This window comes from Paenibacillus alvei DSM 29, assembly GCF_000293805.1.
Lineage (GTDB): Bacteria > Bacillota > Bacilli > Paenibacillales > Paenibacillaceae > Paenibacillus_B > Paenibacillus_B alvei.
In genome coordinates this window covers 957,760-969,902 of the sequence record NZ_AMBZ01000001.1, presented here as the reverse complement: position 1 = coordinate 969,902, position 12,143 = coordinate 957,760, and the positions used below count along the sequence as shown (strand labels likewise).

Annotated in this window: 11 protein-coding genes; 5 read left to right on the top strand and 6 right to left on the bottom strand. The window is 45.3% G+C overall.

Translation table 11 applies throughout. From position 1 onward, the window contains the following. The first annotated feature begins 413 nt into the window (after positions 1-413). Both PAV_RS04505 and PAV_RS36810 read left to right on the top strand, forming a co-directional pair. On the top strand, positions 414-872 hold the full coding sequence (locus PAV_RS04505) for a hypothetical protein (RefSeq protein ID WP_005543897.1): 459 nt from the start codon (positions 414-416) through the stop codon (positions 870-872). Between the two features lie 226 nt (positions 873-1,098). Continuing rightward, a complete protein-coding gene (locus PAV_RS36810) occupies positions 1,099-1,794 on the top strand; it encodes a BclA C-terminal domain-containing protein (RefSeq protein WP_005543896.1) in 696 nt (231 codons plus the stop codon). 216 nt (positions 1,795-2,010) lie between these two features. Here PAV_RS36810 and PAV_RS04495 read toward each other — a convergent pair whose 3' ends face one another. From PAV_RS04495 to PAV_RS04470, 6 genes are all read right to left on the bottom strand, one after another. Beyond that, positions 2,011-2,880, bottom strand: coding sequence for a polysaccharide deacetylase family protein (locus PAV_RS04495; protein WP_005543892.1), 870 nt, complete (start codon positions 2,878-2,880; stop codon positions 2,011-2,013). An 88-nt stretch (positions 2,881-2,968) separates the two neighbouring features. Then, on the bottom strand, positions 2,969-3,187 hold the full coding sequence (locus PAV_RS04490) for a hypothetical protein (RefSeq protein ID WP_005543890.1): 219 nt from the start codon (positions 3,185-3,187) through the stop codon (positions 2,969-2,971). 93 nt (positions 3,188-3,280) lie between these two features. After that, positions 3,281-4,453 (bottom strand): YncE family protein, encoded by a 1,173-nt coding sequence (locus PAV_RS04485; RefSeq protein WP_005543889.1) that lies wholly within the window; start codon positions 4,451-4,453, stop codon positions 3,281-3,283. A gap of 68 nt (positions 4,454-4,521) precedes the next feature. After that, positions 4,522-5,352, bottom strand: coding sequence for a carbohydrate ABC transporter permease (locus tag PAV_RS04480; RefSeq protein WP_005543887.1), 831 nt, complete (start codon positions 5,350-5,352; stop codon positions 4,522-4,524). Between the two features lie 9 nt (positions 5,353-5,361). After that, positions 5,362-6,309, bottom strand: a complete 948-nt coding sequence (locus PAV_RS04475; protein ID WP_005543885.1) for a carbohydrate ABC transporter permease — start codon at positions 6,307-6,309, stop codon at positions 5,362-5,364. 136 nt (positions 6,310-6,445) lie between these two features. After that, positions 6,446-7,780 (bottom strand): ABC transporter substrate-binding protein, encoded by a 1,335-nt coding sequence (locus PAV_RS04470; protein WP_005543883.1) that lies wholly within the window; start codon positions 7,778-7,780, stop codon positions 6,446-6,448. 397 nt (positions 7,781-8,177) lie between these two features. On the opposite strand from PAV_RS04470, the gene PAV_RS04465 reads away from it, so the two are divergent. From PAV_RS04465 to PAV_RS04455, 3 genes are all read left to right on the top strand, one after another. Then, positions 8,178-8,498 (top strand): PadR family transcriptional regulator, encoded by a 321-nt coding sequence (locus tag PAV_RS04465; RefSeq protein ID WP_005543881.1) that lies wholly within the window; start codon positions 8,178-8,180, stop codon positions 8,496-8,498. Continuing rightward, a complete protein-coding gene (locus PAV_RS04460; RefSeq protein ID WP_005543880.1) occupies positions 8,495-9,856 on the top strand; it encodes a DUF4097 family beta strand repeat-containing protein in 1,362 nt (453 codons plus the stop codon). The genes PAV_RS04465 and PAV_RS04460 overlap by 4 nt, the downstream gene beginning before the upstream one ends. 271 nt (positions 9,857-10,127) lie before the next feature. Further along, positions 10,128-12,044, top strand: coding sequence for a heavy metal translocating P-type ATPase (locus PAV_RS04455; RefSeq protein ID WP_005543879.1), 1,917 nt, complete (start codon positions 10,128-10,130; stop codon positions 12,042-12,044). The last annotated feature ends 99 nt before the right edge of the window (positions 12,045-12,143 follow it).

The window sequence follows — 12,143 nt, the reverse complement described above, 5'->3', positions numbered from 1 at the left end:
TGTATTCGACATCATAATCCCTTATCCTTCCATAAAGGTTGATTCCAATTGGGCTTCAAAAGTAATCTGTCCCCATGGGGACAAAATGGGAACAGACTCAACGGAGTTATATAGAATAGAGGGAATTAGATGGCATGAGAAAAAGAATCATAATCTGAATCTTAGCTTCTTTTTTCGATAACAGGGCGAACATAGAAAAAATAAGTAATAACAAATGAGAGAGGGCACATATCGCTCTCTCTTCTTTATTTGGAGGATATAATGACAAAGCCAAAAAAAGTAGCAAAGATACCAATCGGTTCAGATAAAAGGTTTCCATTAAAAATATATAGTTTACAAATATAACCTCTCAATGTAATATATTGGTATAGAGGAAAATGCCTCTATACATACCAAGAAAGGAAAGTGATACTGTGAAAGCGAGAAAAATGTTTATTGCGTTTCTAGTGACAGCCTTGATGGTAGTAGCTTCTCCTTCAGTCTTTGCAAAACATGGTTTTGCAGATACTATCGCAGACGCAGATTTGCTGTGGAGGCCTGGTACGAGTGCCGCATCTGCAACACAACCGATCGAAAGTTTTAATGACAATGATTTTTATTTGGTGGACAATACTCACGGTGACTATTTAAGTTACGCCGTAATTTTGAAATCACCTCCCGGACTTAATTATGATTTACAGCTTATTATTCAAGATGGACGTGGACAGATTGTACAAGTAAAAAATGTGTACGATACAGGCACAGGGGGGACAGATGGTTTATCATCACATCTTGAGGCTGGGTATAAGATGTATATTAGAGTACAATCGCACGGATACAATGATTATAGTTCTTCACAATATTACAACTTGATTTTTGAAAAACATAACTAGGTTCATAAATAAGAGCCGTAGAGGAAAGAATCCTCACGGCTCTTGTTTTTTATATCGGTAAACTCATAGTCATATTTCTCGTGAAAACCCCCATCAGTCTAAATCTATTTGTTTAGGATATAGCCAAATCATTTTGAAAGAAGTTTCAATATTATGAGTATATGAACTAATAGAATATATTTTTACATGATGGTAAGTTGATGGCGTCTAAAAAAGGGGTTTGGTTATGAACAATAATTTAAACTCTCATTCTTTTTCTTCTTGGCTTGCAAAAATATCTGGCATCATTGTACCTGTATACCCAAAGGGGGGAACAGGTGCTACTGGAGTTACTGGAGCAACTGGGATCACTGGAACGACAGGCATGACAGGAGCTACGGGAGCGACAGGCCCAACTGGAGTAACTGGTGACACTGGAACCACTGGTTCTACCGGCGCTACAGGGGCTACCGGAATAACTGGAGTGACAGGTGCTACGGGCGATACTGGCATTACTGGGGCCACTGGAACGAGTATTACTGCGACATCCTCATATGCTGCAAATACAACCGGAGCAACCATTGCGGTCGTATTAACAGGTACACTCGTTCCACTTCCTAGCGCTCAAAACATCGGGTCAGGAATAACCGTAAACGGTTCAAACGATACCTTTACCGTATCAACAGCGGGAAGATACTATATCACATACCAGATCAATTTAACGGCGGGATTGTTGCTAGGCTCTCGATTGCTGATCAATGGCACAGCGAATGTAGCATCATCGATAGCTCCCGTTCTGACGTCATCTGCATTTAACAATGACGTTATTCTTACATTGGCGGCCAATACGACAATATCCCTACAATTGTACGGACTTTTGGGGTCAGCTACGCTTATTAACAATGCTGCTGGTGCGGCGTTAACCATTATTCGATTGAGTTAAAAGGCCATTTGTGTTTTCTGGACGCCTCCAAGAGCCGTTAAGGAAAAATTCCTACGGCTCTTGTTTCATTCCTGAACTCCGTCTTGGAACCACTTAAATTTAGTTCTGTCTTCTTCAGTGTTTGGCGTAGGGCATACGGCGCTTCAAACAAATGATCACCGATTGTGATTTTTCGCACCATCAGCCGTCCTTAGTTTGTACGATTTTTTAAGGGGATTATTTCCGATATGCTGGTTTATCCAACAGCTTGTCCAGCGTCACCATTTCGATGGCTTGACGATTCAGTTCCTCAATAATGCGCGGCAGTGCCTTGATGGTTCCGCTCAAGTCATGATCCTTGCCGCCAGCAGCATGCTGAAGCACGATAGCGCCTGGGGTAAGGTGGGACATAATATTTGCTTCAATCTGTTCAGCGGTAAGTCCTTTCCAATCCAAAGAATCGACATTCCAATTCACGATCAGCATGCCTTGAGAGGCTAGCCATTTGATTTGCTCCTCGTTTATATTGCCGTAAGGAGGTCGGATGAAGGTAACGGTATGACCAGTTGCGGCTCGCAGAATATCCTGTGTTCGATTTATCTCGTTGTGAAAGGCTTCATCTGACAGATTAGGCAGGTTGGCGTGATCATAGCAGTGGTTGCCGATAATGTGTCCTTCATCCAATATGCGTTTCAAGATGTCAGGATATTTCTCGGCACGATTGCCAACCACGAAGAACGTCGCCTTAACACCATACTGTCGCAGCACATCGAGAACCTGTGGGGTAAAGTGATTGTCCGGAACATCATCGAACGTCAGTGCAACCCTTCTTTGGTCAGATGGGCCTTGCATGATGAAATGGGAACGGTATTTTCGACGCAGCTCAGATAGAGTAAGCGGCTTAGGCTTGCGGACATCGCTTTCATTGCCATCAACGAAGGAAGGGGCTTCCTTCGTTGCGACGTGCACTTGTCGTTGTTGAATCGAATATCCTTCATGCGATTTTTTCGCTGTAGGGGGTTGAGGGGACGTGCTTGCCGTGCTGCAGCCCGATACGTATACGCTTAGCATGGTACATAATCCAAGCAGAACTAGACGTGTAATCATGATAGAACCTCCTGAACCAATATTCATCGAATTAAGTATGAATATAGGGTTCGGAGGAAGTGCGTAAATTATCCATCTGACACGACTTTTATTCGTACAACGCATCCTTTAATTTGGTGGACATATGGTTGTAGTTTCCGTTTTGCTTTCTAGCGGTATTTAGTGCTTTGCGCAATCGGTCATTTTCAGCGCGAAGTTCTTTCATCTCATCAAACAGCTCTTGCAGCAATTGGGAGCAACTATCAGGATTCCCTTCTATATGCGCGGTTACTTTATTCTGCAAGTCATGCCACTTCTGTTCATTCATCACCATACGTCTCCTATTCCATTGCGTTCATCTATTTGTACCCATTATAAAGCAAAAAAAAGAGCCGTCACTTGACGGCCCTTCAGGACATCATTACTTTTTGCCCCACATTTGTTCGATTTGCTTCATATTGAGGATGTGCATGCGATCCATCGCATAGCTTCCGGTCATCGCAATCCCGTCAGAGGCGGATTCATAGTTGATATAGAGTGAATCTTCAACGATTACCACCTCTTCAGCCATTGGCGGACCGTCAAGTTTCAGTTTGAGCTCTGCTTTATCAAGGAACCAAAGTGGGATTTCCTTGTTGTTAAGCGTGACTTTTGCGTGAGGTGCTTGCCTGCGAGGGTCATTAAAGAATAGCATCGTGCTGTTGGTGTTACGCCCATAAGAATCGCTTAATACCCAATGGCCATTCCAGAACGATACACCTTGAATTCGATTCGGAATCGAGAGGAGCTGCTCTGGAACCAGCTTATCGCCAGATTTCTTCAATTGTGCAGGAAGCCCTGTCTTCGTATCTACCGTAAATCCTTCGATCCAAGCGCGATATTCGTCGCCATCGCGGTTCGTTATATAGTGCGACGCATCGGTTGGATAACTTGTGCCATAAGCGAATTCGCCAACCCATAGCTTTCCATCCTCGAATGCGATGAAGGAAGCATTTGTGTTCACCTTAAATTGACCCTCGAAAATAAGCTGCCCGCCATCACCGGTCTGCTTGATTTTATCAATGGATACGTATCTTGCCTTGCTGCCAGAAGCAATAAATACATAGCCATTTGAAATGGCAACACCGCCAGCATGACCTGTATACGGATCTCCGACTGCGTCATACAGTTCGAGAGACTTCAGCAGTTGGCCAGTTTTTGAATCCATAATGGCAATGACGCTGACGCCTTTGTCGCGATATCCTGACATCACAAGCCATCCTTGTTCAGCAGAGTAGGCAAGCCCCTGCGGAATAACAAGCTCGTGCAAGCCTGGAATAATAGGGCCATCCTTTGCCATGCTGAGCAGCGGTTTGAACTCTTTTTTATCGATGCGCAGCTTCGGGTTCACCTCTTGTTGCGTCAGCTTGCCAGCAGCCTCTGCTGCACTCGGATTGGTGTTGGATATTTGCATGACGGGTGCAGCAGCAAGATTCGCGCCTGCCGGCTCTTCTTCACTATTGGCACAGGCAACGGCAGATGACAACAGAATCGAGGAAAGCAGCAGCGCTTGAACACCTTTTCGATAACGTGAAGAAGTAGAGTAAGATTTCATTACTTAGCCTCCTTGAAGTATATGAATATGGGAAAGCCTATAGGTTGGCTGTACACCTACTTGAACGATTATTTAAAGGTAGAATTCGCGAGAGCAGAGACAATGTGCTTCTGTGCAAAAGTAAATACAATAACGATCGGCAGGATGACCATTACGCTTGCGGCGCTGAGCATGTGGAACGTAAGGGCCTCGTCGCCTGCTACTGCATCGCGCATCATCGCAACCGCTACCGTCAATACGCGCATGCTGTCCGAGTTCGTCATAATAAGTGGCCAGAAGTACGAGTTCCAGCTTCCGATGAATGTTAAGACAATTAAGGTTGCAATCGTCGGCATCGCCATCGGAACGAGTATTCGATACAATTGATGGAATCGGCCGGCACCATCAACACGGGCAGCTTCCAGTACATCATTGTTTAGTGACTTAAATGCCTGACGAAGCAGGAAGATACCATAGGCGGAAGCTCCATGAGGCACAATTAAGGCCAGAAATGTATTCAGCCAGCCAATCTTGGACATCATCACATACACAGGCACGAATGTTACCTGTTCCGGAACGATCAGGGCAGCAAGGACAAGAATGAACCATTTGTCACGGCCCCAGAAGTTCCCTTTCGCGAAGGCAAAGGCAGCCCAGATTGCCACGTTGATTTGGAGGATCATAATGCCCAGTGTCTGAACGGCAGTATTGAAAAAGTAACGGCCAAATGGTGAAGCCTGAAATGCATCAATATAGTTCTGGAAGCGGAACGATTCAGGCCAGAAGGACGGAATCGCGAGCCGCAGTTCAAACGGTGTTTTCAATGAAGTGACAACTAGCCAATACGTTGGAAAGAACATCACAATCGTAATAAGGATGGCTGCTGCCAACCGGATGGTTGAGAATAATGTTTTAGACATCCGCTAAGCCTACCCTTCGTAATGAACTCTTTTTTTCGAAATCCATAACTGGATCACAGTTAAGGCGATAATAATGATGAAGAAAATAACGACGAGAGCCGAGGCGCGGCCTGTCCGGAACTCGGAGAATGCCATCTGATAAATCCAGAACACCATTGCCTTCGTTGCGTTCAACGGTCCGCCGTTCGTCATAATATTGATCGATTGGAAGACCTGCATCGATCCGATGAAGTTCGTAATAACTAGGAACAGTGTCATCGGTGACAGTAATGGAATCGTGATGTTGCGGAATTGGTTCCAACGAGAAGCACCGTCGATGCTGGATGCCTCATAGTACTCAACAGGAATGCTGCGTAAGCCAGCGATGAAGAGCAGCATTGCAAAGCCGACGCCTTTCCATAGGGACACCGTAATTAGTGCGCCAAGCGCTGTGTCCGGATTCGTCATCCAATTGATCTTATCGAATCCTGCCAATTCCAATAGGTAGTTGGCAAGGCCGTATTCACCGTTAAATATCCATAAGAAGATCATGGCTGCAACGACCATGGAAATGTAATAGGGCATAAAGATGATCGCGCGCATGAAATTGTAAATCTTCGATTTCGAGTTAAATAGAAGTGCCAGTAGAAGTCCGATGACAATCGTAAAGAATACGTCGAAAATCGTATACTTGAACGTAATCGTAAGAACCTTCCAAAAGTCTTCACTGGATAACAGCTTCGTATAGTTATCCGCCCCGATAAATTTCATCACTGGACGCGACATGTTCCAGTTCGTCGTACTGATATAGATCGAGAATACAAGTGGTACATAGGTAAAAATAAGCAGGAACAGCAGAGCCGGCAGCGCGAAGCTGAAATCCTTTAACTTCTCGGAAAAGCGGTACCATGACCAAGGCTTCTTGTACTTTACAGCTTCTGCCGGCGTATCAGTCGTAATTCCGGAGTTACTATTCATTTGTTAAATCGCCCTCTCCTTTGGAACCATGATAAAGAAAGGCCAAGTCAAAGCCGCATGCCCTGTTCCCATATGGCAGATAGGGGATACGACCTTGCTTGACCATAGATGTGCAATGTGCAACCCGCGCATTACGTTAGTTGCTATCTTCGAGTACTTTGTTGATTTGCTCAGCGGCTTCCTTCATCAGTTTCACAGGGTCTCCTTTTTCAAGAACCATTTTGCCCATTGCTTCGATGTAGAAGTTGCTGAACTCAGGGTACAACGGATGCTGCATGCGCGCTTGTACTTGGTCGAAGTTGTCAAGCACGGCTTTGTATTGCGGCCAACGCTGCATGTACGCTTTGCCTTCTTCTGTATCAATAACTGATTTGTGAGTAGGGAGATAGCCTACTTTTTCTGCCCACTTCAAGTTGTTTTCTTTGCCCGTCATGAATTGAATGAACTTCCAAGCTGCTTCTTTTTGGTTGTCCTTTGCGCCTTTCATCATGACGATACCGGCACCGCCGATGTTGGAGATGCGTGTTTTGTCGCCAGGCACAAAGGATACGCCCACTTCAAACTTCGCATTTTCTACATACGTCTTGATCATAGCGGAAGTGTGCTCAATCATACCGATTTTGCCCTCGAGGAACATTTGCCGCATTGTGCCGGAAGCACCTTTGCCGTAGCCGATGTGCATGTTGCCCTCATCTACCCAGCGCTTGAAGTTCTCGATGTAGCGCAAGCTCTCCGGTGTATCAATTGCAGCCTTGGACATGTCAGCGTTCAGAACGGAACCGCCGCCGTTAATCATCCAAGGATCGTAGTACCAGTTATCCCAGCCCGGAACGGAAAGCGCATAGCGAACTGTCTTTCCATCTTTCTTCTCTGTAACTTTCTTATTGTAGTCTTCGATCTCGGTCCATGTTTGCGGAGGCTGAGCACCGAGCTTATCTAGCAATGTTTGGTTATAGATCATAACACTCGTACTTACGATAAGCGGGAAGCCGAATTGACGGCCTTCATACGCATATGCCTTCAGCATGCCCTCCGAGAAGTCGGAAGTATCTACTTGGTCGCGCTCCACATATGGCGTCAAGTCTTCGAAAATACCATCGTGAGAGAAGATAGGCAAAGAAGATACCTCAACATTCGTTACCGCAGGAACATCGCCGGCAGCTACAGCTGCGAGGAGCTTCTTATGTAAGTCTTCATATCCGCCTTGATATACCGGTTCAACTGTAATGTATGGATATTTCTTTTGGAACTCTCCGATCATGTAGTTAAGACCTTCGGTTTGAGCCTCAGCGTGAGAATGCCAATAATGAATTTTGACAGGTGTCTTGTCCTCTTCTTTGGCAGCAGGAGCAGCAGCGCTTGACTCGTTAGCTTGGCCTTCGCCAGATGATGAACTGCTCGAACATCCAATAACGGATATAAATAGTAGAGAGATGATAGTAAGCAGGGCAAACCAACGTTTTGCTTTCATAGTTACACTCCTTAGTAGATTTAGATTTCAGTAGATCCCATTCATGATTCATCTTGTTAGCTAACCAACCCTTATTTTGTTGAAATTCGTCGAAACTGTGCACAAGCCCCATTGTAAATGGAAAGATTAAACATAGCGTTAAGTGAGTGATAAGGAATTGTAAATAACTTCAATGTTGATTTTTGGGACTTCGCGGGGATAACTTACATCATCTTATGTGAATCCGCTTTCAATAATTACAACAGTCAGCGGCCTATTTCAAATTTTCTATGAAAAGAAAAATCGCTTTAATTTTTAATAGAGTGAGTATAAAAAGGTATCTTGCATTACATAGTAGTGGGTGATACAATGTAGAAAATTACCACGAAAGGGAAAAGGGGAGGGTGGTGCAGATGGTATGAATGTACAATTTAAAAAGGGCGTATTGGAGCTGTGTGTGCTTGTACTTACCTATGAGCAGGATCGCTACGGTTATGAGCTTGTTCATCGCATCTCAGAGAAGTTTCAGGTTGCAGAGGGCACGATGTATCCGCTTCTTCGCAGATTAACGCAAGAGGGATATTTTGAGACATATTTGAAAGAGTCGCCGGAGGGCCCGCCGCGTAAGTATTATACACTTACCGAAACAGGAAAGACCTATATGCAAGAAATGCTTAAGGAATGGAGTCTGTTCTCCCAAGGGGTAAATGAGATGATTAAGGAGGTAATGTCACAATGAGCTTGCAAAAACTAGAGTTTCTTGTGAGATTGGAGCGGGAACTGGAGGAAATTCCGCCAACTGAGCGTAAGGAAATTATGAGTGACTTTGAGGCTCATTTCCAAGAGGCAATGGAGGCTGGTAAGTCCGAAGAAGAGATATTGAATTCATTAGGCAACGTACAGACCATCGCCAATGAAATTCTTGAGCAGCATCGTGAACATCCTACTCAGACCAGACAGAGTGAAGGAAATGTACAGGCTGGCGCTGAAAGAACACATAGTGACAATGGGATGTTGCATGTAGCAGCCTACGCTGCTGGACAATCATTCCGGTCATCTTCATCACCTTACAATCAGGAGAATGATGATACTTCATCGATACGTGTGTTGCGCATCCAGACAAGTGAGGTGGATGTTGCCATTGAGTCGTATGAAGGGGATCGGATTGGCTATCGCCTTGAATCGGATGAGCCGGAGAAGTTCGATATTCGTGATCATTTGGATGGCGATACCTACACGATTTCAGCTCGATTGAGATACAATGCCAAGCGCTTCTTCTCCTTTCTTACTATTCAGCAGCTCCGTTATAGTGAGCACAAGCTGTATGTGCGTGTGCCAAGCAGCTATCAAGGTCATCTTCAAATTACATCGGAATCAGGCGACATTGATATGCAGCAAGTTCGGTCGAGCCAGCTTGATATGGAATTGTCGTCTGGGGACGCAGATATTCGGCAGGGGATATTCCAATCTGTCCGGATAGCGAGCAAGTCGGGTGATATCCACTTGGATGGCTGCTCAGCAGAACAAATGAGTGTGGTAGCATCATCAGGGGATGTAGATGTCCGCCGCAGCAAGACTCAATCGATGGCGATTCAAACGTCGTCGGGGGATGTGGAAGTCGGGCAAATTAGTGCTGATGAGCTGCGTGCAGAGGTGATGTCCGGCGATCTTTCGATCCGCGAAGGAGTCGGTCTTAATTGGGCACTGTCTTCTTCCTCAGGAGATATGGAGCTAGAGTATATTCGTTCCAATCTAGAGATCATTAGCCGATCTGGCGAGGTGGAGATTGATGAACTGAACGGTTCGCTTATGCTCAAATCGAGCAGTGGTAATGTGGACTGCTCTTTCGGGCGTGATATTGGCCCTTCAGTGATTGAAAGTGCGTCAGGAGATATTGACGTCCGAATTTCTTCGTTAGTGGCAAATATCAATATTGAAGCGATCACCAGCAGTGGTGATTTATCCGTGAAGCTTCCGCATGTACAAACAGAGACGGAACATCGAGATCATTATCGGGGGAGCATTGGATATGATGGGCCAATAGTACGAATTGTTTCTGCAAGTGGAGATATTGAACTACGAGCGACAAGAGCATAAATTAAGCTGGGTTCTAGTGCGTACTTGAAATTTAGCAAGCCTAATTCCGAATTTCAACACAGCCCTTAATTTTGCTGCGATCGGTATTCACATTTTTCATTCATCAGATTATACTAAATATAGTAATGTTGCCTCAATTCAAAAAAAATGACCATAGTGAAAATTAATCTCATTATCAATGCATGCTGCTTCCCTCATCGGAAGCAGCATGATGCATTTTTAGGGGGTTAACAACGATAGTCATTTTCAATTGAAGAGAGGATGAATGAAAATGAATAATACGATCTCAATGACAGCATCATGGAAGAAATGGCTGGATACACATAATGAATCTTGTGCGGCAGCAGGCAGTCTGCTGTTCCTGCTGTTGGCTATGTTCGGCAGTTCAGTTTCGGATGATTGGGTGTTGGCGTGCTACGTGCTGTCTTATATTTGTGGAGGCTGGCTAAAGCTAAAGGATGGCGTTGTTACGCTAATACGTGATAAGGATTTGGATGTCAACCTGCTGATGATTGCAGCCGCACTTGGTGCAGCTTCAATCGGATACTGGTCAGAAGGTGCGATCCTTATTTTTATTTTTGCATTGAGCGGTGCACTGGAAACCTTTACGATGAATCGCAGCTCAAAAGATATTTCCGCACTCATGGATCTGAAGCCTGAAGAAGCACATGTCATTCGCAGCGGAGTGGAGTATGTACTGCCTGTAGAGGAGGTGCTGGTCGGGGATCTCGTTCTGGTAAAGCCAGGTGAACGTATACCGGCAGATGGAACGGTGCAGGATGGTCAATCTGCAGTGAATCAATCATCGATTACCGGCGAAAGCATTCCAGTCGATAAGAATAAGGGTGACGACGTGTATGCAGGAACAGTGAATGGGCAGGGGGCTTTATATATTATTGTATCGCAAACGAGTGAATCGTCTTTGTTTGCAAAGATTATCCGGCTTGTACAGGAAGCGCAAAGTGAAATGCCAAAGTCACAGCGAATGATTGAAAGATTCGAACATATTTACGCAAGGGTGATTCTACTCGCAACCTTGGCGCTTGCAGTTTTTCCGCCATTGCTGCTTCAAGAAACATGGACAGAGGCCTTTTACCGGGCAATGGTCTTTCTCGTTGTGGCATCCCCATGTGCTTTAGTTGCCTCGATTATGCCAGCTACGCTATCTGCGATTTCAAATAGTGCTCGTAAGGGTGTCTTGTTCAAGGGCGGTGCATACTTGGATCATATTTCACATGTGAAAGTGATTGCCTTTGACAAGACGGGAACGCTGACAAGCGGAAAGCTGGAAGTAACAGATGTTATTCCGTATGAATCGATGAATGAACAGGGGCTCCTGCTTGCTGCAGGGGCATTGGAGAAGCTGTCCACACACCCGATTGCTAAGGCAATTGTTGCTGAAGCGCAGCGAAGCGGTGATGGTGTGGTCGATTCTGAATTAGGGCCACGTCCTTCTCAATTTCAAGCACATGCTGGGCAAGGCATTGAGGCTGTATGGGCAGGAGAGTCGTGGAGAATCGGCAAGCCTGCTTATATCCAGTCAGAGCAGGAAATAGATGGGGACATCCGCGAACAGATTGATACGCTGCAATATCAAGGCAAGACGGTTATTGTGATAGAGAAGTCCCGGCGAGTGGTTGGAGTTATTGCACTGCAAGATCGCATTCGTCCGGAAGCGATTGAAATGGTGAAGCAATTGAAGCGCCAAGGAATACAGGTAGCGATGCTGACAGGCGATCAGAAGCAGACAGCTAACAGCATTGCGACAGAAGCAGGAATTGACTTGGTGTTCTCAGAGTTGTTGCCCGAAGATAAGCTGAGCATAGTTAAGGAACTGAAGACGCAGTACGGTCAGATAGCGATGGTAGGAGATGGCGTCAATGATGCGCCGGCACTTGCGAGTGCGTCGGTCGGAATTGCCATGGGGGCAGCAGGCAGTGATGCAGCCTTGGAAACAGCCGATGTTGTTCTGATGAATGACGACCTTACTAACATTGGCCGTGCGATCGTATTAAGCAGAAGAACGCAATCCATTGTGAAGCAGAACATTATTTTTGCTGCTGTGGTCATTATGGGGCTAATTGCAACGAACTTTATTTTCGGCATCCCACTCCCGCTTGGCGTTGTCGGACATGAGGGGAGCACGATTCTTGTTATCTTAAATGGGTTGCGATTATTGAAGTCCTAAAAGGGTTTCCTGAGCCAGCAGGAATTAATGATCGCTCTATTGAATTATGTACGAGGAAAAAAGCTCCTTATTCGGGGTATGTTCTGGAGATGGTTTCCA

Excerpts from the sequence above, each read along its gene's own strand:
- PAV_RS04475 (WP_005543885.1), bottom strand. The coding sequence starts at position 6,309 with ATGAATAGTAACTCCGGAATTACGACTGATACGCCGGCAGAAGCTGTA.
- PAV_RS36810 (WP_005543896.1), top strand. The coding sequence starts at position 1,099 with ATGAACAATAATTTAAACTCTCATTCTTTTTCTTCTTGGCTTGCAAAA.
- PAV_RS04490 (WP_005543890.1), bottom strand. The coding sequence starts at position 3,187 with ATGAATGAACAGAAGTGGCATGACTTGCAGAATAAAGTAACCGCGCAT.
- PAV_RS04480 (WP_005543887.1), bottom strand. The coding sequence starts at position 5,352 with ATGTCTAAAACATTATTCTCAACCATCCGGTTGGCAGCAGCCATCCTT.
- PAV_RS04485 (WP_005543889.1), bottom strand. The coding sequence starts at position 4,453 with ATGAAATCTTACTCTACTTCTTCACGTTATCGAAAAGGTGTTCAAGCG.
- PAV_RS04460 (WP_005543880.1), top strand. The coding sequence starts at position 8,495 with ATGAGCTTGCAAAAACTAGAGTTTCTTGTGAGATTGGAGCGGGAACTG.
- PAV_RS04495 (WP_005543892.1), bottom strand. The coding sequence starts at position 2,880 with ATGATTACACGTCTAGTTCTGCTTGGATTATGTACCATGCTAAGCGTA.
- PAV_RS04470 (WP_005543883.1), bottom strand. The coding sequence starts at position 7,780 with ATGAAAGCAAAACGTTGGTTTGCCCTGCTTACTATCATCTCTCTACTA.
- PAV_RS04455 (WP_005543879.1), top strand. The coding sequence starts at position 10,128 with ATGAATAATACGATCTCAATGACAGCATCATGGAAGAAATGGCTGGAT.
- PAV_RS04465 (WP_005543881.1), top strand. The coding sequence starts at position 8,178 with ATGAATGTACAATTTAAAAAGGGCGTATTGGAGCTGTGTGTGCTTGTA.